Here is a 22,249-nt window from a genome sequence, read left to right on the forward strand (position 1 = left end):
CCCTTGCGGATTCTAGATCCGCTGGTGCAGCGCGCAGACCAGGGTGAAAAGCCGCCGCGCCGTCTCGAAATCGAGCGCCACCCGGCCGTCGAGGCGCTGGCACAGCAGCTCGGCACCCTCGTTGTGCAGGCCGCGCCGGCCCATGTCGATCGCCTGGATGCGCGCCTCCGAGCCGCCCTCGGTCACCGCCTGCTCATGGCTCGCCACCACCAGGTGGTAGTCCTTGATCAGCCGGCGGAACGGCCCGAGCGCCAGGGCGATCACCCGCAGCGGCGCCTCGGCCGCGTCATGGATGGCGAAGACCAGCCGCCCGTCGCGGATCTCCAGGTGCAGCGCATAGGGCCCCGGCGGCAGCCCGGCCGGGTCGAAGCTGTTGCCAGCCAGCAGGTCGGCCACCGCCTGGGCGCGATCGGCCTCGGCATAGGGGTTGGGCAGCGGCGGCCCCTCGGGCAGCGCGATGCTCTGCAGCCGCTGCTCAGCCATCGCGGCCAGGACCCGGCTTGTCCCGATCCGGCTTGCCCCGATCCGGCTGGCCCTGCGGCGCCGCTTCCTCCTCGCCGCCGAAGCCGAGCCGCAGCATCAGCCCGACCGTCGCCCCCTTGATCGGCCGCAGCAGCACCAGGCAGGCCAGCGTGAAGAGCGGCAGCCAGACCACCATGTGCAGCCACATCGGCGGCTGATAGGCCTTCTCGACCCAGAAGACGCCTGGCAGCAGCACATGGCCGACGATGAAGATGGTGAAATAGGGCGGCGCGTCATCCGCCCGCACCTGGCCGAGCGGCGCCGCGCAATGCCGGCAGGCCGGCACCACCGCGAGATAGCCCCGGAAAACCTCGCCCACCCCGCAGACCGGGCAGCGATTCATCGCCCCCCGCTTCAGCATGGTCGTCAGGGGCGGCAGCGCGGCGACCCGTTCCGCCTGGCTGCGGTTCGGCTCCCAGCGCTGCGGCTGGTGGTCCATGGGCTTCTTCCTGGTTTTGCTGGCCGGCGCGGGGCGGGCCCCGGCGCCAAGCCGTTTCCGTGTGCAACGCAATATCGGCACGTTGCGCCATGCGGATCAAGTGAAGCCTCCTGACCGGCAGGGGCGCGGCTTGCAGGCCCGGCCCCCCGGCGCGATGCTGCGCGCCATGGTCAAGCGCATCCTCGTCATCAACCCCAACACCTCGGCCAGCTGCACCCGCGGCATCGCCGAGAGCATCGCCGGCTTCGCCCTGCCGGGGCAGGCCGCCTTCGAGACCGTCGCGCTGCCCGGCGGCCCGCCGGCCATCGTCACCTGGCGCGACTGGTATTCGGTGGCCGAGCCGCTCTGCCGCCTGGTCGAGGCGACGCCGGCCGATGCCTATATCCTGGCCTGCGTCTCCGATCCCGGGCTGGAGGCGGTGCGCACCGCGACCGACAAGCCGGTCTTCGGCCCCTTCCGCTGCGCCGTCGCCGCCGCGCTGACGCGGGCCGAGCGCTTCGGCGTGATCGCCTTCGTCGAGGCCTCGAAGCCGCGCCAGCGCCGCGCGCTGCAGGCCATGGGCGCCGAGGGGCGGCTCGCCGCCAGCATCGCGCTGAACCTGCCGATGGAAACGCTGACCGATCCCACCGCCGCCCGCGCGGCGCTCTGCGACACGGCGCGGGAGCTGGTCAGGCAGGGCAGCGAGGCCGTCATCCTGGGCTGCGCCGGGATGGCCGGGCACCGCCAGGCGGTCGAGGACGCGGCGGGGGTGCCGGTGATCGAGCCCTGCCAGGCCGCCGCCGTTCAGGCGCTGCTCAGCGTTGCTGCATGAAAAAAGGCCGGGGGAAGGAATTCCCCCGGACCCCCATCTTCTTTCTGTCAGGCAGCGATCAGCCGGCTTTCGGCGTCCACTCGGCCGGCGCCACGCTGCCGGTCTGCTCCAGGATGCGGCCATAGGCCTCCGGGCGGCGATGCGCGGCGAAGTTGAAGATCGTGCTGCGGCCCAGCGTGCACTGGTCCAGGTTGCAGTCGGCCACGATCAGCTCGTCGTCCCAGGTGGTCGCCATCGCCACGATCTCGCCCTGCGGGTTGACGATGATCGAATGGCCGAACAGCTCGTTGCCGTCCTCGACGCCCGCCTTGGCGACGCCGGCGGCGAAGCAGGCATTCTGGTAGCAGCCGGCGCGGATCGAGAGGTGGCTGTGCTCGACCCGCAGGTGATGCGCCTCGAAGCCGCGGGCATCCTGGTTGATCGAGGGGGTGTTGTAGCCCAGCATCACCAGCTCGACCTGCTGCAGCCCGAGCACGCGCCAGGATTCCGGCCAGCGGCGGTCGTTGCAGATCATCATGCCGATATTCACCGGACCCGCCTGGCCGATCGGCGCCCGCACCACCGGGAAGCCCAGGTTGCCGACCTCGAAATACCGCTTCTCCAGGTGCTGCACCTTGCGCTTCGGGTCGAACTCCTTGTGCCCGGGCAGGTGGATCTTGCGGTACTTCAGCACCACCTCGCCGGTCGGGTGGACATAGACGGCGGTGTTGAAATGGCGCTTGCGGACCACGCCGGTCTCATCCGCCTCATGCGCGATCTCGCCATAGCCGAGGTGGAAGCCGATGTTGAACTTCTTCGCCGCCTCGAACAGCGGCGCGGTCTCGTTCGATGGCAGCGCCTGCTCGTACCAGTGGTCGGCGTTGTTGATGTCCTCCTCGTACCAGCGCGGGAAGAAGGTGGTCAGCGCCAGCTCGGGGAAGACGACGACCTCGGCGCCGCGCTGATGCGCGCGTTCCATCAGCCGCACCATGCGGCCGACGACGACGTCGCGCCCCTCGGCCTTCTGGATCGGGCCGAGCTGCGCGGCGGCAAGGGTGAGCATGCGGGACATGAAGGGCTCCGGCTGGACTGCGTGATCGCCCGCGGCGGATCGGCCGACAGGCGTGGATCACCCACGCGGTAAAAGGTTCAGTTGGTGGTCGGCGGCAGCGGGTCGATGAAATCGGCGCCGTGCTCTTCCTGGGTCTCGGCGACGGCGCGCAGGAAGGCGTCGTCCCAGGCATCCTCCAGCGCGTCGACCAGGGCGTCGGCCGCCTCCTGGCTGCGCAGCATGGCGACGCGCTCGCGCCCGGCGATCCAGACGGCGAAGCTGCCGTCCTTCTCCTCGCGTACTTCGAACATGTCAGGTCTCTCCTCGGCTGTCGGGGGAGGGGGCGGTATCGGGATCGGTCTCGCGCGGCGTCAGCAGGCGATAGGCGAGGCGGCTGGCCAGGATGGCGCAGAGCCCGCCCCCCAGCGCCAGCGGCAGGCTGGTGCCCGGGCCGGTGGCCCAGACCCAGAGCGCCAGCGCGCCGATGCCGGCCCCCATCACCAGCAATGCCCGCATCAGCCGATATCGAGCTCGACCAGGGCGCTCTCGCGGTGCTGGCGCGGCACGAAGCGGCCCTGGCCGGGGCGGGCCAGCACGGCGGTGCCGTCCCAGACGCAGCTGCCGCGCAGATAGGTGGCGGCGACGCGGCCCTTCATCGGCCGGCCGTGATAGGGCGACCAGCGCGCATCCGGCCGGTCCTGGATCGAGGCCTCGTCGAAGACGAACTCGCCCTCCTCCATGACCAGGAAGTCGGCATCCGAGCCCAGCCGGATGGCGCCCTTTTTCGGGAACAGCCCGTGGTAGCGGGCGGTGTTCTCGGCGCAGTACTTGGCCATCAGCGTCAGCGGCAGGCCGCGCTCGCGCAGCATGGTGAACATCAGCGGGGCATAGGACTGCATCCCCGTCAGCCCGGCGCCACAGGCAAAGATATCGTCGCCGAGCTTCTTCTCGCGCTGCCAGGGGGCGTGGTCGGTCGAGACATAGGCCATCTGCCCGTTGACCAGCGCGCCCCACATCCGCTCGACCTCCTCGGCCGTGCGGAAGGGCGGGTTGCACTTGCCGAAGCCCTTGAGGCGGACCAGGTCCTCCTCGGTCATGCAGAGATACTGGATGCAGGCCTCGCCCGAGGCGCGGCCGCCCATGGCGCGGAAGGCCTCGGCGATCTCGAAGCCGCGGGCGACCGAGGAATGCGCGATATGGACGTGCGCGCCGGTCTCCAGGCCGATCTCGAAGATCTCCAGGTCGGCCATGGTCTCGGCCAGCGGCGGCCGGGTGCGGGCATGCATGATCGGATCGACCCGGCCGGACGCCTTCGCCTCCGCCGTCAGCCGCTCGACCAGCTCCTGGTCCTCGTTGTGGACGGCGACCATCAGCCCGGTCTTGGCGATCTCGCGGAAGGCGGCCACCATGGTCGGGTGGTCGATGCGCGGGAAGCGCACCGCGTCATATTCATAGGTGGAGAGCTTGAAGGCCGAGGCGCCCGCCTCCGCCAGCCCGGCGATGGCGTCCACGCCGCCGGTCTTGGTGATGGTGCCGTAGAGCGCCACGTCGACATGCGACAGCTGGTGCACCGCCTCCACCTTCTCGGCGAAGATGCCGGCATTGGTCACCGCGCGCGGCACGTCATAGGGCATGTCGCAGACGGTGGTGACGCCGCCGGCGGCGGCCGACATGGTGGCGCCCTCGATGCCCGGCCAGCCGATGGCGCTGCCGGTGTGCATGTGGCCGTCGACCAGGCCGGGCAGGATGGCGCGGCCGGCGAAATCGTCGACCTGGCGGGCCGGCGGCAGCTCACCCTGGCCGATCGCCGCGATCACCTCCCCCCGCACCGCGACATAGCCATCCTTCAGGATGCCGTCGGTCAGCACGAGATCGCCGCGCAGCACGCGGTCATAGGGGAGTTGCATGGCCCTGGGCTCCAATCGGCTGGGAGAAGGGCGGGAGACTAGGGCGAGAGCGGCAGGCCCTCAACCGGCCGCGGCGGCGTGGCGGCCGGAAAAGCCGCGGCGGCAGCGCGGCGTTTTCCAGTTTCCGGCACAGGGCCGGCCGGCCCTGTCCCCTGCCTCAGGGCGCGATCACCATGCAGGGGCCGCTGGTGGCGCGGCAGAAGGCGCGGGCAGAGGTCGCCGACAGCCCGGTCACCCGGGCGCGATAGAGCGTCTTGCCGCGGCTGCGCACGCTCTCGACCTCCGGCTTGCCACCGCGCCGGGCGGCCCGGCTGGCCGCACTGCGCGCCGCGGCGACGGCGTCGAAGGCGCCGACCTGCACCGCCCAGGGCCCGCCTGCGGGGGCAGCGCGGCGGGCGGGCGCCGGGGCCGGCGCGCGGCTGGCGACAGGGCGCGGCGGCTCGCGCAGGCTGGGCGCGGCGCGGGCCACGGGCGCGGCCAGCGAGGCGGCGCTCGCCGTGCCGACCAGCCGCGGCGTGCCCATCGGCGCCGGCGTATAGGGGCGCTCGGCCATCAGCATGCCGTCGCGCGGCGCGGCGCCGCGCTCGGCGAAGCCGCGGTCCATCAGCGCCATGATATGGTCGTCGCGCTCGCGGCTGGTGGCGCCGCCGAAGACCACGGCGATGATCCGCACCCCGTCGCGCGCCGCGCTGGCCGCCAGGTTGAAGCCGCTGGCGCGGATGAAGCCGGTCTTCAGCCCGTCGGCGCCGTCGTATTCGGTCAGCACCCGGTTGTGGCCGGTCACCGTGCGGCCGCGATACTCGAAGCTGCGCGCCGAGAAATAGCCATAGCGGTTCGGGAAGTGGCGGATCAGCGCGCGGCTGAGGATCGCCATGTCGCGCGCCGTGGTCACCTGGTTGGCGTCGGGCAGGCCGGAGGCGTTGCGGAAGCTGGAATTGCGCATGCCGAGCTGCTCGGCCTTGCGCGTCATCATGCGGCCGAACTGCACCTCGCTGCCGCCCAGATGCTCGGCGATGGCGGCGGCCGCGTCATTGGCCGACTTGGTGACCAGCGCCAGGATGACGTCGCGCACCGCGATGCTGCTGCCGGGCTTCAGCCCGAGCTTCGACGGCTCCTGGCCGGCGGCATGGCGCGAGACCGGGATGCGCGTCGCCGCGGTGATGCGGCCCTGCTGCATGGCGTCGAAGACCATGTAGAGCGTCATCATCTTGGTCAGCGAGGCGGGGTAGCGCGGCTCGTCGGCATTGACCGAGACGATCGCTTCCCCCGTGGTGCCGTCCATGACGAAGGCGGCATAGCGGCTGCCGCCGATCTGCGCCTGGGCGGGCGTGGCCAGCAGGACCAGGCCCAGCGCCACCGTCAGCGCGCCCTGCAGACCCAGCCGCGCCACCCATCGCTGCGTGAAGGCTTCGATGGCCGCGCGCGTCCGCGCGGCGAAGATGTGCTGCGGCATGGCTGCCCGCTCCCCCTGTTGCGGCCAGCGCCCCCCGGCGCCGCCGCGACCCTCGGCGCCGTGCCGGAGCGTGGCGCCGTTCCCCCAACATGCGACACCGGCGACCCCCGCCGCCGGCGCAGCACCCGCATCGGTCGCGCCAATCTCCCCCGGCGCAACCGGACAGTCGCTGCAACATGCCGAGATATCGCGTGAGAAGAAAGCGCTTATCTGTTGTTCAGCCTGGAAAATTTTGGCGGCCAGGCTTCAGTATCGCCGCCGGGCGAGGGGTTGAAATGCGGCAAGTCCGTGGCCAGGGGCCGTCCTCTGGCCGGGGTGGCGCACCAGGTCGAAGCCGCGCGGCAGGCGCCCGGCGGCCGGTGCCCTGCGGTCCTGCCGGGACAAGCCGGCGTGGGACCGTGTCAAACCGCATGGACGCTGGCGCGAGGGCAGCGCACAACAAGGCACCCGTGCGAAACGGTCCGCGACCAGCGGAGAAAGGGAGAAAGACCGACCATGAAGCTGCATGCCGTGAAGGTGCATCCGTCCAAGGCGCTGCTGCCGAGGGAAGAGCAGCTGGCCTGGAAGATCGCCGGCGTCGCCGCCGACCGTGTCGCCGTGCAGAAGCCGGTGGCCGAGATGATCATCAACCGCATCATCGACAACGCGGCCGTCGCCATCGCCGCGATCAACCGCAGCGCGCCCACCACGGCGCGCGCCATGGCGATCGGCCATGCCAAGAAGGCCGGCGGCGCCTCGGTCTTCGGCCTCGCCGCCAGCAAGACGGTCTCGCCGGAATGGGCGGCCTGGGCGAACGGCACGGCGGTGCGCGAGCTCGACATGCACGACACCTTCCTGGCCGCCGACTATTCGCATCCCGGCGACAACATCCCGCCGGTGCTGGCGGTGGCCCAGGCGATGGAGCGCTCGGGCCGCGACCTGATCCGCGGCCTGGCCACCGGCTACGAGATCCAGGTCGACCTCGTGAAGGCGATCTGCCTGCACGAGCACAAGGTGGACCACATCGCCCATCTCGGGCCCTCGGCCGCGGCCGGCATCGGCACGCTGCTCGGGCTGAAGCAGGAGACCATCTTCCAGGCGGTGCAGCAGGCGCTGCACACCACCATCACCTTCCGGCAGAGCCGCAAGGGCGAGATCTCCTCCTGGAAGGCCTTTGCGCCGGCGCATGCCGGCAAGCTGGCCGTCGAGGCGGTGGACCGCGCCATGCGCGGCGAGGGCGCGCCGAGCCCGATCTACGAAGGCGAGGATTCGGTGATCGCCTGGGTGCTCTCGGGCCGCAGCAACCGCCAGGACGTCTATGGCCCGGACTACTACCAGGTGCCGCTGCCGGAGAAGGGCGAGGCCAAGCGCGCCATCCTCGATACCTATACCAAGGAGCACTCGGCCGAGTACCAGAGCCAGGCGCTGATCGACCTGGCCTTCCGCATGCGGGAGCGGATCGCCGACCAGGAGGCGATCGAGAAGATCGTCATCCACACCAGCCACCACACCCACTACGTCATCGGCACCGGCGCCAACGACCCGCAGAAGATGGACCCCAAGGCGTCGCGCGAGACGCTGGACCATTCCATCATGTATATCTTCGCCGTCGCCCTGCAGGACGGCAGCTGGCACCATGTCGACAGCTACGCGCCGAAGCGGGCCGGCCGGGCCGACACCGTGCGCCTCTGGCACAAGATCGAGACGCGCGAGGACCCCGAGTGGACCCGCCGCTACCACTCGACCGACCCGGCCGAGAAGGCTTTTGGCGCGCGGATCGAGATCCTGTTCAAGGATGGCACCACGCTCGTGGACGAAATGGCGGTCGCCAATGCCCACCCCCTCGGTGCCAAGCCTTTTGGCCGCGAGGATTACGTCAGAAAATTCCGCATCCTGACCGACGGCATCCTGGCGCCGAAGGAGAGCGAGCGCTTCCTCGAGGTGGTGCAGGACCTGGCGCGGCTGGAGGCGGGCGCGCTGCACCACCTCAACATCGCGCTGCCCCGCGGCACGCTCGCCGAGGGCAAGCCGGGCATCTTCTGATGCGACGGGCGGCGCGGCCGCGGCCGCGCCGCCGCAACCCGCCGTGGCCGGCGGGACCGATCATGAGGAAAGGGGGCCGCACCTCCCGCCGAACGGGATGGCGAGCCCCCGCAACGGAGGAAGTCTGTCAATGAGCGAAACCGAGCCCGACATCCGCAAAGGCCTGGTCGGCGTGGTGGCCGATGTCTCCGCCGTCTCCAAGGTGATGCCGGAGACCAACAGCCTGACCTATCGCGGCTATGCCGTGCAGGACCTGGCCGAGAATTGCAGCTTCGAGGAGGTCGCCTACCTCCTCTGGAACGGCGAGCTGCCCGACGCGGCCCAGCTCGCCGCCTTCCGCGCCGAGGAGGCGGCCAACCGCACCATCAGCCTGGCGCTGCACGAGGTCATCCGCGCCTTCCCGAAGGACGCGCATCCGATGGACGCGATCCGCACCGCGGTGAGCTTCCTCGGCCTCGAGGATCCGGAGACGGCCGATGTCTCCGAGCCCGCCACCCGGCGCAAGGCGATGCGGCTGCTGGCGAAGATCCCGACCGCCATCGCCGCCGCCCACCGCGCCTCCAAGGGGCAGGCGCCGGTCGCCCCGGACCCGAAGCTGACCTTCGCCGAGAACTTCTTCCACGTCGTCCTGGGCAAGGTGCCGGCGCCCGAGGTGGTGAAGGCCTTCGATGTCTCGCTGATCCTCTATGCCGAGCATGGCTTCAACGCCTCCACCTTCACCGCCCGCACGGTGACCAGCACCGGCGCCGACCTGCACGGCGCCATCACCGCCGGCATCGCCGCCCTGAAGGGGCCGCTGCATGGCGGCGCCAATGAGGCGGTGATGCACATGCTGGCCGAGATCGGCGAGCCGTCGAAGGCGGTCGCCTGGCTGGAGGGCAAGTTCGACCATAAGGCGCTGGTGATGGGCTTCGGCCACCGGGTCTACAAGAACGGCGACAGCCGCGTGCCCACCATGACCAGGTATGCCGAGAAGATGGCCGAGGTGGTCGGCGACCGGCGCTGGATGGAGATGAGCCGCCTGCTGGCCGCCGAGATGCTGGAGAAGAAGAAGATCCACCCCAACCTGGATTTCCCGGCAGGCCCCGCCTACCACCTGATGGGCTTCGACATCCCGCTGTTCACCCCGATCTTCGTCGCCAGCCGCATCACCGGCTGGGCGGCGCATGTTATCGAGCAGGCCGCCGACAACCGGCTGATCCGGCCGCTCTCCCACTACACGGGTGCGGCGCAGCGCAGCATGCCGGGGCACTGACCCGGCCGCGGGATTGCAGGACTCCGCTGCGAGGATGACGAGGCGGCGCCGCATTGCGGCGCCGCTTTTTTGTCGCCCGGCGCCGGCCGCAATGTCGCCACGAAGCAGGCGCGGAAAGCGGGCTTCCGCGCCGTCGCGCAGGGATCGCGCATTTGCTGCGGCGATTTGCAACGTCATGGCGCGGATTTCGTTGACAAGCAGATTGCGCGTGAAGATAGCGTGTCTCACGCGCGCATCGGACAAGCGCGATTCGCAGGAAGCACTGTCAAGAGGCGGGCATGCGGATCGGGATGAGGCGAGGTGCCGCGGTTCGGAAGGATGACGGTACGGCATGCGGAGTGGGATGGCGGGACGATGATCCGCCATCACGGGACCTGGCAGGCGGGAGAGGCAGGCAGGGCAGACGCAGGCAGTCGTGGAAAGGGTCGTCGCGGGCGACAGGCATTTGCGCAGCAGGGCACCGGTGATCCGGCGGCAGGAATGTCCGCCGCCGCGTCGGGGACCTTGCGCAGCGACCGGTTGCCATCGCCGCCCATCCTCTTCGCTGCAGCAGGCGCCATCGCAGCATTCCGTCCGGCCCGGTCGCTCTGCACCGGCTGCGCTGACCGGCACGGCATCCATCTTTGGGTAAGGAGATCCAGCACATGACTGACGAGACCGAGACCTCGCTGCGGGCGCAGCCCATGGCGATGAGCACGACGCGCCGCACCGCCGCCACGCGCAAGGCGAGCACGGCCGGCCGCAAGCCCGCCGCCGCCAAGACGGCCAGCAAGGCGACCGCCACCAAGAAGCCGGCGGCGAAGAAGGCGGCGGCGCCGAAGAAGGCCGCTGCCAAGACCGCTTCGACCAGGACCGCTTCCGCCAAGGCGGGCGCGACGAAGGCGGGCACCACCAAGGCTGCCGCGGCGAAGAAGCCGGCGGCGAAGAAGGCCGCCGCGCCGAAGGCGACCGCCGCCCGGAAGCCGGCCGCCAAGAAGGTTGCCGCGCCGAAGAAGGCCGCGACCAAGACCGCCGCCGCGCGCAAGCCGGCTGCCAAGAAGGCCGCTGCGCCGAAGAAGGCGACCGCCGCGCGCACCGCCGCGGCGAAGAAGCCGGCGGTGAAGAAGGCGGCCGCGCCGAAGAAGGCCGCGACCCGGACCACAGCCAAGGCCGCGACGACCAAGACCGCCGCGAGCAAGACGGCGGCGAGCAAGACGGCGGCGAGCAAGACGGCGGCGAAGAAGCCGGCGGCGAAGAAGGCCGCGGCGCCGAAGAAGGCGGCGACCAGGACGGCTGCGGCGGCGAAGAAGCCGGCGGCGAAGAAGGTTGCCGCGCCGAAGAAGGCCGCGACCAAGACCGCCGCCGCGCGTAAGCCGGCCGCCAAGAAGGCCGCCACGCCGAAGAAGGCGACGACCGTGCGCACCGCTGCGGCGAAGAAGCCGGCGGTGAAGAAGGCGGCCGCGCCGAAGGCCGTCGCCGCCAAGAAGCCCGCTGCCCGCAAGGCCGCGGCGCCGAAGGCCGCCGCGCCGAAGAAGGTCGCCGCCCCGCGCAAGCCGCGCGCGGCGAAGGCCGCTCCGGCCGCCGCCCCGGTCGCCGAGCCCGTGGCCGCCGCGCCGAAGGCGAAGAAGCCGGCGGCGCCGCGCAAGCCGCGTGCCCCCAAGGCCGCGCCGGCCGCGGTGGAGATGCCGGAGCTCGACGCCACCCTGGCGCCGGTGCCGGCGCCGGAGACCCCGGCCGAGGCCAGCGGCAACTAACCCGCGGAACGCGCCCGACATCGTCGGGCGCACCGGACAGAAAAGCGTCGTCCCGGAAGGGGCGGCGCTTTTTTTCTGGGTGGATTGGCCGCGCGCCCGCCCTGGCCTAGCCTCGGCCCCGGAAAGACGCCGAGGAAACGACATGTCCGAGAACCTGCACCGCATTCTCTATCTCAGCCACGCGCCGGAGGCGGTCTATGCCATGTGGCGCGCCCGCCTGCCGGAAGGCTGCGAGCTGCTGACGCTCTCGGCCAATGACGATGCCGAGCGGCTGGCGAAGCTGGCCGAGGCCGATGCGGTGATCGTGGCCCCCCATGTGCTGCGCCCCGAATGGGTGGCGCTGGCGCCGCGCCTCAAGCTGGTGCAGCACCAGGGCGTCGGCTGGCAGGGCGAGACGCCGATCGCCGAACTCCGCGCCCGCGGCATCCGGCTGGCCATCAACCCGTCCGGCACGGCGGATGTGGTCAGCGAGCACACGCTGTCGCTGATGCTGGCCTGCCTCAAGCACATCCCGCGGGTCGATGCGGCGATGCGGCGCGGCGAATGGATGGGCACGGCGCTGCGCACCGTCTCGCGCAACCTGCGCGGCCGCACCGTCGGCATCGTCGGCATGGGGCGGATCGGCTCGGCCGTCGCGGCGCTGCTGCAGCCATTCCGCGTGCGCGGCCTCTATGTCGATCCCTACAACAAGCTGCCCGAGGGGCTGGAGCTGGCGCTGGGCTTCCGCCGCGTCGAGCTGCCCGAGCTGCTGCGCGAGTCCGAGGTTGTCACCCTGCACCTGCCGGCGACGCCGGAGACGCATCACCTGTTCGACGATGCGGCGTTTGCCGCCATGCGCCGCGACGCGGTGCTGATCAACTGCGCCCGCGGCCCGGTGCTGGATGAGGCGGCGCTGGCCCGCGCGCTGAAGAACGGCACCATCCGCGCCGCCGGCATCGACGTCTTCGACCCGGAGCCGCCGCGCCCCGACAACCCGCTCTTCGCCCTCGACAATGTGGTGCTGACGCCGCATGTCGCGGCCGGCACCTACGACGCCATGCAGGCCAAGGTCGAGGGCGCCACCGCCAACCTGGCCCGCTTCTTCCGCGGCGAGGCCCTGCACGACGAGATCGACCTGACCGCATGCTGACCATCGCCCCCGTCGAGGCCGGACAGCGGGGCGCGCTCGCCCCGCTGCTCGGCGCCTATGCCGCCGAGATGCGCGGCGTCCTCGAAGGCAGCCAGGCCGCCGACGGCGCCGGCATCGCGGCACTGCTCGATGCCGATCCGCGGACGGAGATCCTGGCGGCCTCCCGCGACGGGGCGCTGCTCGGCTTCGCGCTGTTCTACGACCTGCCCGAGGCGGTCTTCGCCCGCCGCTGCGGCCAGCTCGACGACCTTTTCGTGGCACCGGTTGCCCGCGGCCAGGGCATCGCCCGCGCGCTGATCGGCGCGCTGCGGACGCTCGGCGAAGGGCGCCGCTGGTCGCATCTGCGCTGGTTCGTGCCCGAGGCCGACCAGGCCGCCATCGCCCTCTACGAGCGCATCGCCGAGCGCGCCGACTGGCGCAGCTACATCCAGCGTCTGGACAGGTCGGCCTCCCTCTAGGCAACTTCGCGCCGCAGAGGGGCTTGTTCCGCCATGCGCCTGAAAATCCTGCTCAACGCCGCCGGCGGCAGTGCTGGCGATGCCGGCCTGCCCGGCCGCATCGCCAGCGCCTTCACCCGGCACGGGGTGACCGCCGAGGTCGTCTCGCTGCCCGGCCCTGCGCTGCAGGCGGCGGCCCAAGAGGCGCTGGAGGGCGGCTATGACGGGGTGGTGGCTGGCGGCGGGGACGGCACCATCAACGCCGTGGCGGGCGTGCTGGCGGGCAGCGGGCGGCCCTTCGGCGTGCTGCCGCTCGGCACGCTGAACCATTTCGCCCGGGATCTGGGGATGCCGCGCGATCTGGAGGAGGCCGTGGCGGTGATCGCCGCCGGCGCCACCCGCCCGGTCGACGTGGCCACGGTGAACGGCCGGACCTTCGTCAACAATTCCTCGGTCGGGCTCTATGCCGACATGGTGGCCGACCGCGACCGCCGCCGCCGCCAGCGCGGCTGGCGCAAGGGGCCGGCCATGCTGATCGCCGCCTGGCGCGCCTTCCGCCGCTTCGCCCGCCGCCGCCTGGTGGTCCGCGCCGAAGGCCAACAGCAGGTGCTGCGCTCGCCGCTGGTCTTCATCGGCAACAACCTCTACGAGACCAGCCTGCCGCGCCCCGGCACCCGCGCCGCGCTGGACCGCGGCGAACTCTGCCTCTGCGTCGCCAAGCACCAGAGCCGTCTGGGCCTGCTGCGCATGGGGCTGCGCGCCATGCTGGGACGCCTGCGCGACGAACGCGACCTGGTCTATTCCAGCGTCACGGCGGTGGAGATCGACAGCCGCCTGCCGGTGCTGCGCGTTTCCTTCGACGGCGAGGTGACGACCATGGCGCCACCGCTCCGCTACCGCAGCCTGCCGGGGGAATTGCTGGTGTTCGCGCCAAAAGCGGAGAAGGCAGGCTGAAGGCCAGGGGAATGAATTCCCCTGGACCCCTTCTTCTTTCTGTCAGATTGCCATGTCCACGAGGAGACGGGACGTGGCCCCGCCCAGCGTCAGCGCGACCCCTGGGCGGGCCTGTCCTACCGCTTCAGCAAGCCACCGGCGACGAGCAGATCGGCCGTCGCCGGGCTGAAGGCGCAGGGGACGTCATAGACCAGGGCGATGCGCAGCAGGGCCTTCACGTCGACATCGTGCGCCTGCGGCGCCAGCGGGTCGGGAAAGAAGATCAGCGCCTGCACCTCGCCCTCGGCGATCATGCCGCCGATCTGCTGGTCGCCGCCCAGCGGGCCGCTCTTCACCGTGCGGATGGAGAGCTCCGGGTTGCGCTCGCGCAGCACGCCGCCGGTGGTGGCGGTGCCGATGATCCTGTGCGGTGCCAGCTCGGCGGCATGGCGCGCCGCCCATTCGGCCAGCGCCGGCTTCATGCGGTCATGCGCCACCAAAGCCAGGGTGATGCTCATGCGAAGGCCCTCAGGAAGAAGTCGCGGGCGCCGAAATTGCCCGATTTGAGCGCCAGGTGGATGCCTGCCGGCTCGGCATGGGTCCAGGGCACGCCGGGATCGATCTGCGGCCCGATGCGGAGGCGCTCGATGCCCAGCGCCTGCACCACGGCGCCCGAGGTCTCGCCGCCCGCCACCACCAGCCGGCCGACGCCACGCGCGACCAGGGCCTTCGCGATGCCGGCCAGCGCGGTCTCCACCAGCGCGCCGGCCTCGTCGCGGCCCAGCCGTGCCTGCAGCGCCGCGACCTTCTCCGGCGCGGCGGAAGCGGCGATGACGACGGGGCGCTGTTCGGAGAGGTGGCCGGCCTGCAGCCATTCCTCCGCCTGGCGCAGCAGCGCGGCGGCGTCGGGCGTGGCGAGGACGTCGAGTTCCAGCGTCGGCACGTAGTCGCGCGCCAGGCCGATCTGGCCGAGCGTGGCGCGCGAGCAGGAGCCCGCCAGCACCGCCATGGCGCCGCGCGGCTCGGGCAGGGCATCGGCGTCGTGGCGGTCGGGCAGCAGGCCCTGGTCGCGGAAATTCTGCGGCAGGCCCATCGCCAGGCCGGAGCCGCCGGTGACCAGCGCATGATTGGCGACCGCGGCGCCAAGGGCGTGCAGATGCGCCTCCGTCACCGCATCGGCGATGGCATAGCGGCGGCCGCCGTCGCGCAGGCGGTTGATCGCCTGGCGGATGGCGCCGGCGCCTTCCTCCACGGTGGCGAAGGGGATCAGGCCGACGCCGCCCTCGGTCTGACGCGAGAGGACGCGCACCAGGTTGGGGTCGCGCATCGGCGTCAGCGGGTGGTTCTCCATGCCGCTCTCGCTGAGCAGCGACGTGCCCACGAAGAGATGGCCGTGGAAGACCGAGCGGTTGTTGGCCGGGAAGGCCGGGCAGGCGAGGGCGAAGCCGGATTGCAGCCGGTGCAGCAGGGCGTCGGCGACCGGGCCGATATTGCCGGCATCGGTGCTGTCGAAGGTGGAGCAGTATTTGAAGAAGATCTGCTTGGCGCCGGCGGCGAGCAGGGCGTCGCAGACGGCCAGGCTGTCGGCGATCGCTTCGCCCGCCGGCGCGGTGCGCGACTTCAGCGCGACGACGATGGCATCGGCCTCGGGCAGCGGGCCTTGCGGCACGCCGATGACCTGGATGGTGGTCATGCCATGGGCGACGAGCATGGCGGCGAGGTCGGTGGCGCCGGTGAAATCGTCGGCGATGCAGCCCAGCAATGGCATTGGCGTACTCCTTGGCCGGGCCTCTACACCGTGCGGCCTCCTGCGCCAATGAATCTGGGGGTCCGGGGGCCTTCAATGCCCCCGGATTCTTACTGGCTTCGGGGCAGCGCCAGCAGGTCGGTATGCCCGATGCGCGCGCCCAGTTTCCCGCGTCTGGCCTGGTGGCTGCGGTCCCTGGCCCATGGCGCGGCCTTGGCGGTCGAAGCGTGCCCTTGTGCGAGGGTATGGGCAAAGACCGAGGCCGAGGGATGGACGATCCAGGGGCTGGCGGCGGTGACGACGTCGAAGTTCCGGGCGCGGAATTCGCGCGCCATGGCGGCAGGCGCGGAGGGCCCGAGGGCGCGCCCGGCAAAGCCCTTGTTCCGCTGCTGGTCGCGGCGGAAGGCATTGGCGATGACGCGGTCCAGCGGATGCGGCGGCAGGAAGGCCTCGCGCCCGTCGACATTGAGCGTGGCGTAGAAGGGCACCTTCAGCGAGGCCGCCATGCCGCGCACCCAGCGCGCCGAGACCAGGTCGCAGAGCGCCGAGCAGACCACCGCATCGGCCTTGTCGAGCGGCAGGCCGTGCGGCTCCGCGAGGTCGGCGACCAGCGCCTCGACGCGCCAGGCGCCGGCCGGGCTGTGCACCAGCAGCGTGGTGCTGCGCGGCCAGGTGGTGGCCCAGCCGGCGAGGATGGCGCGTTCCTCGATCTCGGCGAAGGCGCGCTGCAGCAGGGTCGCATCGGCGTCGACCAGGGTCCAGTGCTGGGCGCGGTTCAGCTTCGGCGCCAGCCAGCGCAGCATCGAGCCGGTGCCGGCGCCGAGGTCGTAGAGATGCGGCCGGGAGGGCAGCACCGCCGCCAGGCGGGCGGCCAGGCGCGGGTCGCGGGCGCGGGCGTCGAAGGGCTCGCGCAGCGCCAGCCAGTCGCCGTCGAAATTCTCCGTCATGCGGAGGCCTTGTCGATCTCGGCGGCGAAGGCCTCGGCGCGGTCGGTCCAGCGCGGCAGGCGCTGGCCGGCGGCCCAGGCGGCATCCGCCATCTCGGCGCGCAGCGCGCGGTCGAAGATCGGCCGCCGCATGGCGCGGGACAGCGAGGTGACGTCGCCGGGCGCCGCCATGACGCCGGCCTCCTTCGGCATCAGGTCGGCGATGGCGCCGCCGGCGGTGATAGCCAGTGGCAGGCCGCGGGCCAGGGCCTCGGCGGCGGCCATGCCATAGCCCTCCCAATGGGTGGCGAGAGCGAACATGTCGGCGCGGGCATAGAGGGCTTCCAGCGCCTCGGCGGTGACCTCGCCGGCGAAGGTGACGCGCTGGTCGATGGCCAGCTCCCGCGCCAGCGCCGCCAGCCCTTCGGCATGCACCGGGTCGCGCGGCCCGCCGGCGATGGTCAGCGTCCAGTCGAGGTCGGGCAGGCGGGCCAGGGCGCGCATCAGCACGTCATGGCCCTTGCGCTTCGTCAGCACGCCGACGGCCAGGATGGCACAGCCGGGGCCGCCCGAGCCCTGGCTGCGGGGCGCCGGGTCGGTGCCGGGCTCGACCACGCCGATGCGCGCGGGATCGGCGCCGAATTCCAGCGGCAGCCGGTCGGCGGTCAGGCGCGAGGTGGCGACCAGCCGGGGAAGCCGCTGGAAGAGGGCACTTTCGCGTTGCTTCAGCGCCGCGTGTTCCTGCTCGGTGAAGCCGGGCTCGATAGCCGTCGGGTGATGGATCAGGCCGATGCCGCCGCGCGCCACCAGCTGGTCCAGGACCGGCGCGAAGGCGGGCAGGCCGAGCCCGTCGACGATCGGCCGCACGCCCTCGGGCAGGGCCTCCAGCGCCGCGCGGGCCGAGGCCTCGGCCGCCTCGTCCGGCAGCGGGTGGCGGCCTTCGAGCTCGACCACCTCGATCTCGTGGCCGCCGGCCCGGAAACCCTCGACCAGGCGGCGGTCATAGCCATAGCCGCCGGAGATGCTGCCGAAGGGCCCCGGCACCAGGAGCGCGAGGCGATGGCTCATGCGACGGCGGCCTCATAGGCGGCCCAGGCGAGCGGGCTCTCGCGCAGCAGCACCTTGATCGCCTCGACCTTGCGGCCGCTCTCGCCCAGCCGGCCATCCTTCACCGCGGCGCAGAGCAGGCCGTGGATGTGGTGGCAGAGGAACTCGGTGCTGGTGTTCTGCCCGGCGAATTCCGGCACGGTGTCCAGGTTGCGATAGTCGATGGCGTCGAGGATTTTTCTCAATTCGACCCGGGCGGCGGCGATGTCGACCAGCAGGTTGGCCTCGTCCAGCCGGGCCGCGCGGAACTCGGCCTCGACGACGAAGGTGGCGCCATGCACGCGCTGGGCGGGGCCGAAGCCTTCGCCGCGGAAGCTGTGGGCGACCATGATGTGGTCGGCGACCGTCAGGCTGAACATCGTGCGGGCGATCCTGTCTGTTTACGAAGCGTAGGTGATGACGGGACAGAGCGGCGCAAGCTGCCCGGGCGGCGGCGCGCCGAGGATTTCCTGCATCCGCCCCGGCAGGTCGTCGAAGCGGATCGCCGGGCCGGCCAGCGCATCCAGCAGCGGGCTGTTCAGCAGCGACAGGGCCAGCGCCATGCGGTCGGCATAGCTGCGGCGGTGGCGCATCACCGGCGAGACGGCGCCGACCTGGGTCGAGCGCAGGGTCAGCCGCCGCGAATGGAAGGCCTCGCCCAACGGCAGCGACACGGCGCGGTCGCCGAACCAGGAGGCCTCGAGGATGCGGGCCTCGAAGGCGGCATGGCTGAGCGCCTGGCGCAGCCCGGCCGGATTGGCCGAGGCATGCACGATCAGCTCCTGCTCGTCGGGGCCGTCTTCCGGCAGGGCGAAGCGGGCGCCGAGCTGCTCGGCGACGGGCCGCCGCCCTTCGTCGGTGTCGACCACGGTGACCACGGTGCCGGGGATGCGCGCCATCAGCCAGGCGGCGAGCAGCCCGACCACGCCGGCGCCGATCACCAGGATGCGCTCGCCGGGCAGCGGCGCGGCGTCCCAGGTGATGTTCAGCGCGGTTTCCAGATTGGCCGCCAGCACGGCGCGGCGGTCGGGCACGCCGTCGGGCACGGCATGGCACATGGCGGCCGGCGCCAGGAACAGGTCCTGGTGCGGATGCAGGCAGAAGACGCGCTGACCGAGCCGCTCCGCCGGCCCGGCCTCGACGCGGCCGACGGCGGCGTAGCCGTATTTCACCGGAAAGGGGAAATTCCCGTCCTGCAGCGGGGCGCGCATCGTCTCCCACTGGCCCTCGGGGACGCGGCCGGCATGCACCAGCCGCTCGGTGCCGCGGGAGATGCCGGTGGCGAGCGTCCGGACCAGCAGCTGGTCGGGGGCGGGCGCGGCCAGCGTCTCCTCGCGGATTTCCGCGACACCGGGCGCGACGGCCCAGAGAGCCCGCGCCTTCGCCCACGCCTTCACTGGCACACCCCAGGGCGGGCGCGGTGCAGCGCGATATCGAACAAAACGTCGCGGCCGAGGCGGTGCAGCTCCCAGTCGAAACGCAGCCCATCGGCGATGCGGGCGGCCTCGGGCAGGGTGAAGGCGGGGATGCCGCTGCCCAGCAGCACGGGCGCCACGGTGACATGCAGCCGGTCCAGGCAGCCGGCGGCCAGGAAGCGCGAGACGGTCAGCCCGCCGCCCTCGACGAACAGCCGCTTCAGGCCGCGCGCCGCCAGCAGCGGCAGCAGGGCGCAGATGTCGAGCCCGCCGATCGCCGAGCGCGGCGCGCGCAGCACCGTGGCGGCGCCATGGCGGTCCGGGCCTTGCGCGTCCTCGGCGCAGACCAGCAGGGTGGGCGGGCCGCCGGCGGTGAAGACGCCGTAATCGGGGCCGAGGCGGCGGTCGGTGTCGAGCACCACGCGGGTCGGGCTGGGGCCCGGGCAGTTGCGCGTGGTCAGGCGGGGATCGTCATGCTTGACCGTGCCGGCGCCGACCACCACGGCGTCGCAGAGGGCGCGCAGGCGGTGGGTGTGCAGCAGGTCGCCCTCGCCGCCGATCCATTGGCTGGAGCCGGAGGCGGTGGCGATCCGCCCGTCCAGCGTCTGCGCCAGCCGCCCCAGCACCAGGCATCCATCGGCCGCGGCGGGCGGGGCCAGGACCGGGGCAAAGAGCGCGGTCAGCGGATCGGCGGGAAGGGGTGCCGCGCCCCCCTGGTCGCGATGCCGCAGCAGCGCCGACCAGATCGGGTCGACGCCAGGGGGGGCGAGGGGCGGTTCGGTGTCGGCCATTGCCCCTCTCTATGCCTGAGGGACGGCCTGGTTGCCAGCTTGGGGGATTGCCAGCTCAGGCCGGCTGGATGCCCCGGCGGGCATCGGCGCGGCGCAGCCAGGCGGTCAGCGGCAGGGCGAGGGCCACCATCCAGAACTTGCCCATCACCTGGCCCGGGAGATAGCCGAGGTCGCCGAAGGCGATCCACAGGAAGAAAACACTGTCGACCACCAGCCCGACCAGACCGGAGGCGGCCACCGCCAGCACCAGGTTGCGCTTCTGCAGCGGGGTATAGACGGCGAGGTCGGCGGTCTCGCTCAGCAGGAAGGCGGCAGCCGAGGCCATGACCAGGGCCGGCGGTGCCAGCAGGGCGGAGAGCGCGGTGCCGGCGACGATCGCCATCCAGGCGAAGCCCAGGCCGAGGCGGCGCTGCACCAGGTCGCGCAGCACCAGGGCGAGCCCGATCATCAGCACGCCGGAGGGCGCCATGACCCCCGGCGCCACCGGGATCAGGCAGGGGCCGCCGGGCACGCAGACCGTGCCGGCATGGCCGATCAGCCAGTTGGCGGCGGGAATGGTCAGGCCGAAGCCAAGCAGCGCCAGGAAGCCTTCCAGGCGGCGGGGGTCAGTCATCTGCGAGTTTTCCATTTCTGGGCGGGAGCATCCGCGCGTGAGCGCGGCTCTCGTACTCCGCCCATCCCCTGGCGCGCAACTCGCAAGCCGGGCAGGCACCGCAGCCATGTCCCCAGGGGTGGAGCGCGCCGCGCTCGCCCTTGTAGCAGGTATGGGTCTTCTCGACGATGTCGCAGACCAGCTTCCGCCCGCCCAGCTGTTCCGCCAGTTCCCAGGTCTGCGCCTTGTCCAGCCACATCAGCGGCGTGTGCAGCACGAAGCGCTGGGCCATGCCGAGGTTCAGCGTCACCTGCAGCGCCTTGATGGTGTCGTCGCGGCAGTCGGGGTAGCCGGAATAGTCGGTCTCGCACATGCCGCCGACGACGTGGCGCAGCCCGCGGCGATAGGCCAGCGCCGCCGCGAAGGTCAGGAAGACGATGTTGCGGCCGGGGACGAAGGTGTTGGGCAACCCGTCCTCGCGCATCGCGATCTCGGTCTCCCGGGTCAGCGCCGTGTCCGAGATTTCTTTCAGTGCATCGAGGGCGAGGGTGTGGTCGGGGCCGAGCTTTGCCTGCCAGTCTGTTGGCAGGGTGTCGCGGAAGGTCTGGCGGCATTCCAGCTCGATGCGGTGGCGCTGGCCGTAATCGAAGCCGAGGGTCTCGACGTGGTCGAAGCGGGAGAGGGCCCAGGCCAGGCAGGTGGCGGAATCCTGTCCACCGCTGAACAGGACGAGGGCGCTCTCGGTCATTGTGGAATTCTTTCTGAAGGCGGGGTCCGGGGCGATACTATCCCCCCGGCCTTTTCTTGTCAGTTGGCCCCCTTCAGGAAGCGGTCCGCCGCTTCGACGAGCACCTGCGCGCCGAGCGCGAGATCGGCCTCCTTGGTATCTTCCGCCCAGTGATGGCTGATGCCGCCGATCGAGGGGACGAAGAGCATCGCCGCCGGCATTGTCTTGGCGATGTATTGCGCGTCGTGCCCGGCGCCGCTGGGCATGACCTGGCTGCAGCCGGGATCGAGGCTCTCGGCCGCGGCGGAGAGTGCCCGCATCATGCCGGGGTCGCACAGCGCCGGTGTCGCCTTGCTGACGGCGATCAACTGGATGCTGCAGCGCTCGCGGCGGTTGGCCTCCTGCACCAGGGCGCGCAGCGTCGCCTCCATCTGCTCCAGCTTCTCCATCGACACGTCGCGGAACTGGAACAGGACATCGGCGCGGCCGGGGATGATGCTGGGGGCGCCAGGCTCCAGGGTGATGCGGCCGGTGGTCCAGGTGCTGCGCGGGCCGCAGACGCGCGGGAACTCGGCGTCGATGGCGGCGAGCAGGCGCACCGCCGCCAGGCCGGCATCCTTTCGCTCGGCCATGGTGGTGCCGCCGGCATGGTCCTGCTGGCCCTCGATCACCAGGCGCCACTGCCAGATGGCGACGATGCCGCTGACCACGCCGATGCGCAGATTGGCCTGTTCGAGCTGGGTGCCCTGCTCGATATGCATCTCGAAGAAGCCCTTGTAGCGGGACGGGTCGATCTGCAGCCGCGGCAGGCCTTCGAGCCCGGCGGCCTTCAGCGCGTCGCGCAGCGGCGTGCCGTCGCTGCGGTTGCGGCTGCGGTCCATCTCTTCCTCGGTCAGCTCGCCGATGATCGACTTGCTGCCGAGGAAGCCGCCCTCGAAATGGCCTTCCTCATCGGCGAAGGCGCAGACATCGACCGGCAGGCCGGCACGGGCCATGGCCAGCGCGCCGACCACGCCCAGCGCGCCGTCGAGCCAGCCGGCCTCGTTCTGCGTCTCGATATGGCTGCCGGCCAGCAGATGCGGGCCCGGCCCCTTGTGGCGGCCGAAGACATTGCCGATGCCGTCGATCGAGGCCTCCAGCCCGACCTCCTCCAGCTTCGCCACCAGCCAGCGGCGGGATTCCATGTCCTGCGGCGAATAGGTCGGCCGGTGCACGCCGGTCTTGAAGCGGCCGATCTGGCGCAGCTCCTGCAGGTCCTGGAGGAAACGGGCGGTGTCGAGCTGGGGCATGGCATG

At 71.7% G+C, this 22,249-nt stretch carries 25 protein-coding genes; 7 read left to right on the top strand and 18 right to left on the bottom strand.

All coding sequences use genetic code 11. The annotated features are described in order from the left end of the window. Positions 1-12: 12 nt before the first annotated feature. Complete coding sequence (locus WFI16_RS11135) at positions 13-483, bottom strand: UPF0262 family protein (protein WP_419897911.1); 471 nt, start codon at positions 481-483, stop codon at positions 13-15. Then, positions 476-961: a DUF983 domain-containing protein gene (locus WFI16_RS11140; protein ID WP_419897912.1), complete on the bottom strand. Its 486-nt coding sequence runs from the start codon at positions 959-961 to the stop codon at positions 476-478. Before WFI16_RS11140 ends, WFI16_RS11135 begins: the two co-directional genes overlap by 8 nt. A gap of 130 nt (positions 962-1,091) precedes the next feature. On the opposite strand from WFI16_RS11140, the gene WFI16_RS11145 reads away from it, so the two are divergent. Then, positions 1,092-1,772: an aspartate/glutamate racemase family protein gene (locus WFI16_RS11145; RefSeq protein ID WP_419897913.1), complete on the top strand. Its 681-nt coding sequence runs from the start codon at positions 1,092-1,094 to the stop codon at positions 1,770-1,772. Between the two features lie 58 nt (positions 1,773-1,830). On the opposite strand, the gene WFI16_RS11150 is transcribed toward WFI16_RS11145, so the two are convergent. From WFI16_RS11150 to WFI16_RS11170, 5 genes are all read right to left on the bottom strand, one after another. Beyond that, entirely contained in the window at positions 1,831-2,823 is a 993-nt protein-coding gene (locus tag WFI16_RS11150; RefSeq protein WP_419897914.1) for an N-carbamoyl-D-amino-acid hydrolase, read from the bottom strand. A 77-nt stretch (positions 2,824-2,900) separates the two neighbouring features. Further along, the gene (locus tag WFI16_RS11155; protein ID WP_419897915.1) at positions 2,901-3,113 is read right to left on the bottom strand and encodes a hypothetical protein; all 213 of its coding nucleotides are present in this window, start codon (positions 3,111-3,113) and stop codon (positions 2,901-2,903) included. Between the two features lies 1 nt (position 3,114). Next, complete coding sequence (locus tag WFI16_RS11160) at positions 3,115-3,318, bottom strand: hypothetical protein (protein WP_419897916.1); 204 nt, start codon at positions 3,316-3,318, stop codon at positions 3,115-3,117. Next, the gene (locus tag WFI16_RS11165) at positions 3,318-4,709 is read right to left on the bottom strand and encodes a dihydroorotase (protein WP_419897917.1); all 1,392 of its coding nucleotides are present in this window, start codon (positions 4,707-4,709) and stop codon (positions 3,318-3,320) included. The genes WFI16_RS11160 and WFI16_RS11165 overlap by 1 nt, the downstream gene beginning before the upstream one ends. A gap of 157 nt (positions 4,710-4,866) precedes the next feature. Then, the gene (locus tag WFI16_RS11170) at positions 4,867-6,162 is read right to left on the bottom strand and encodes a D-alanyl-D-alanine carboxypeptidase family protein (RefSeq protein WP_419897918.1); all 1,296 of its coding nucleotides are present in this window, start codon (positions 6,160-6,162) and stop codon (positions 4,867-4,869) included. A 495-nt stretch (positions 6,163-6,657) separates the two neighbouring features. Here WFI16_RS11170 and WFI16_RS11175 point away from each other — a divergent pair, with 495 nt between their 5' ends. Both WFI16_RS11175 and WFI16_RS11180 read left to right on the top strand, forming a co-directional pair. Next, positions 6,658-8,184: an MmgE/PrpD family protein gene (locus WFI16_RS11175; RefSeq protein ID WP_419897919.1), complete on the top strand. Its 1,527-nt coding sequence runs from the start codon at positions 6,658-6,660 to the stop codon at positions 8,182-8,184. A 130-nt stretch (positions 8,185-8,314) separates the two neighbouring features. Beyond that, positions 8,315-9,439 carry a bifunctional 2-methylcitrate synthase/citrate synthase gene (locus tag WFI16_RS11180; protein WP_419897920.1) on the top strand — a complete coding sequence of 375 codons (1,125 nt, stop codon included), beginning with the start codon at positions 8,315-8,317 and terminating at the stop codon, positions 9,437-9,439. Positions 9,440-9,704: 265 nt separating this feature from the next. Here the strand turns inward: WFI16_RS11180 and WFI16_RS11185 are convergent, their stop codons facing one another. Continuing rightward, on the bottom strand, positions 9,705-10,901 hold the full coding sequence (locus tag WFI16_RS11185) for a hypothetical protein (RefSeq protein ID WP_419897921.1): 1,197 nt from the start codon (positions 10,899-10,901) through the stop codon (positions 9,705-9,707). Between WFI16_RS11185 and WFI16_RS11190 the strand changes: the two genes are divergently transcribed. The 4 genes from WFI16_RS11190 to WFI16_RS11205 all read left to right on the top strand — a co-directional run bounded on the left by WFI16_RS11190 (position 10,864) and on the right by WFI16_RS11205 (position 13,692). Next, positions 10,864-11,172 carry a hypothetical protein gene (locus WFI16_RS11190; protein ID WP_419897922.1) on the top strand — a complete coding sequence of 103 codons (309 nt, stop codon included), beginning with the start codon at positions 10,864-10,866 and terminating at the stop codon, positions 11,170-11,172. The genes WFI16_RS11185 and WFI16_RS11190 overlap by 38 nt on opposite strands. Before the next feature lie 142 nt (positions 11,173-11,314). Then, a complete protein-coding gene (locus WFI16_RS11195) occupies positions 11,315-12,301 on the top strand; it encodes a 2-hydroxyacid dehydrogenase (RefSeq protein WP_419897923.1) in 987 nt (328 codons plus the stop codon). Next, positions 12,295-12,759 (top strand): GNAT family N-acetyltransferase, encoded by a 465-nt coding sequence (locus tag WFI16_RS11200; protein WP_419897924.1) that lies wholly within the window; start codon positions 12,295-12,297, stop codon positions 12,757-12,759. The genes WFI16_RS11195 and WFI16_RS11200 overlap by 7 nt, the downstream gene beginning before the upstream one ends. 33 nt (positions 12,760-12,792) lie before the next feature. Then, on the top strand, positions 12,793-13,692 hold the full coding sequence (locus WFI16_RS11205) for a diacylglycerol/lipid kinase family protein (RefSeq protein ID WP_419897925.1): 900 nt from the start codon (positions 12,793-12,795) through the stop codon (positions 13,690-13,692). 116 nt (positions 13,693-13,808) lie between these two features. On the opposite strand, the gene WFI16_RS11210 is transcribed toward WFI16_RS11205, so the two are convergent. The 10 genes from WFI16_RS11210 to WFI16_RS11255 all read right to left on the bottom strand — a co-directional run bounded on the left by WFI16_RS11210 (position 13,809) and on the right by WFI16_RS11255 (position 22,243). Beyond that, positions 13,809-14,189 carry a methylglyoxal synthase gene (locus tag WFI16_RS11210; protein ID WP_419897926.1) on the bottom strand — a complete coding sequence of 127 codons (381 nt, stop codon included), beginning with the start codon at positions 14,187-14,189 and terminating at the stop codon, positions 13,809-13,811. Beyond that, positions 14,186-15,439, bottom strand: a complete 1,254-nt coding sequence (gene otnK / locus WFI16_RS11215; protein WP_419897927.1) for a 3-oxo-tetronate kinase — start codon at positions 15,437-15,439, stop codon at positions 14,186-14,188. The genes WFI16_RS11210 and otnK overlap by 4 nt, the downstream gene beginning before the upstream one ends. Positions 15,440-15,528: 89 nt before the next feature. Continuing rightward, the gene (locus WFI16_RS11220) at positions 15,529-16,365 is read right to left on the bottom strand and encodes a class I SAM-dependent methyltransferase (RefSeq protein ID WP_419897928.1); all 837 of its coding nucleotides are present in this window, start codon (positions 16,363-16,365) and stop codon (positions 15,529-15,531) included. Further along, positions 16,362-17,411, bottom strand: a complete 1,050-nt coding sequence (locus WFI16_RS11225; protein WP_419897929.1) for a glycosyltransferase family 4 protein — start codon at positions 17,409-17,411, stop codon at positions 16,362-16,364. Before WFI16_RS11225 ends, WFI16_RS11220 begins: the two co-directional genes overlap by 4 nt. Next, positions 17,408-17,809 carry a 6-pyruvoyl trahydropterin synthase family protein gene (locus WFI16_RS11230; RefSeq protein WP_419897930.1) on the bottom strand — a complete coding sequence of 134 codons (402 nt, stop codon included), beginning with the start codon at positions 17,807-17,809 and terminating at the stop codon, positions 17,408-17,410. The genes WFI16_RS11225 and WFI16_RS11230 overlap by 4 nt, the downstream gene beginning before the upstream one ends. Before the next feature lie 21 nt (positions 17,810-17,830). Next, the gene (locus tag WFI16_RS11235; RefSeq protein ID WP_419897931.1) at positions 17,831-18,826 is read right to left on the bottom strand and encodes a zinc-dependent alcohol dehydrogenase; all 996 of its coding nucleotides are present in this window, start codon (positions 18,824-18,826) and stop codon (positions 17,831-17,833) included. Continuing rightward, positions 18,823-19,635 (bottom strand): RibD family protein, encoded by an 813-nt coding sequence (locus tag WFI16_RS11240; RefSeq protein WP_419897932.1) that lies wholly within the window; start codon positions 19,633-19,635, stop codon positions 18,823-18,825. The genes WFI16_RS11235 and WFI16_RS11240 overlap by 4 nt, the downstream gene beginning before the upstream one ends. Before the next feature lie 55 nt (positions 19,636-19,690). Next, a complete protein-coding gene (locus tag WFI16_RS11245) occupies positions 19,691-20,248 on the bottom strand; it encodes a VUT family protein (protein WP_419897933.1) in 558 nt (185 codons plus the stop codon). Continuing rightward, entirely contained in the window at positions 20,241-20,975 is a 735-nt protein-coding gene (queC, locus tag WFI16_RS11250; protein ID WP_419897934.1) for a 7-cyano-7-deazaguanine synthase QueC, read from the bottom strand. The genes WFI16_RS11245 and queC overlap by 8 nt, the downstream gene beginning before the upstream one ends. 59 nt (positions 20,976-21,034) lie before the next feature. Next, on the bottom strand, positions 21,035-22,243 hold the full coding sequence (locus WFI16_RS11255) for a Zn-dependent hydrolase (protein ID WP_419897935.1): 1,209 nt from the start codon (positions 22,241-22,243) through the stop codon (positions 21,035-21,037). Positions 22,244-22,249 lie beyond the last annotated feature (6 nt).

It is taken from the genome of Roseomonas sp. USHLN139 (genome assembly GCF_037145735.1).
GTDB lineage: Bacteria > Pseudomonadota > Alphaproteobacteria > Acetobacterales > Acetobacteraceae > Pseudoroseomonas.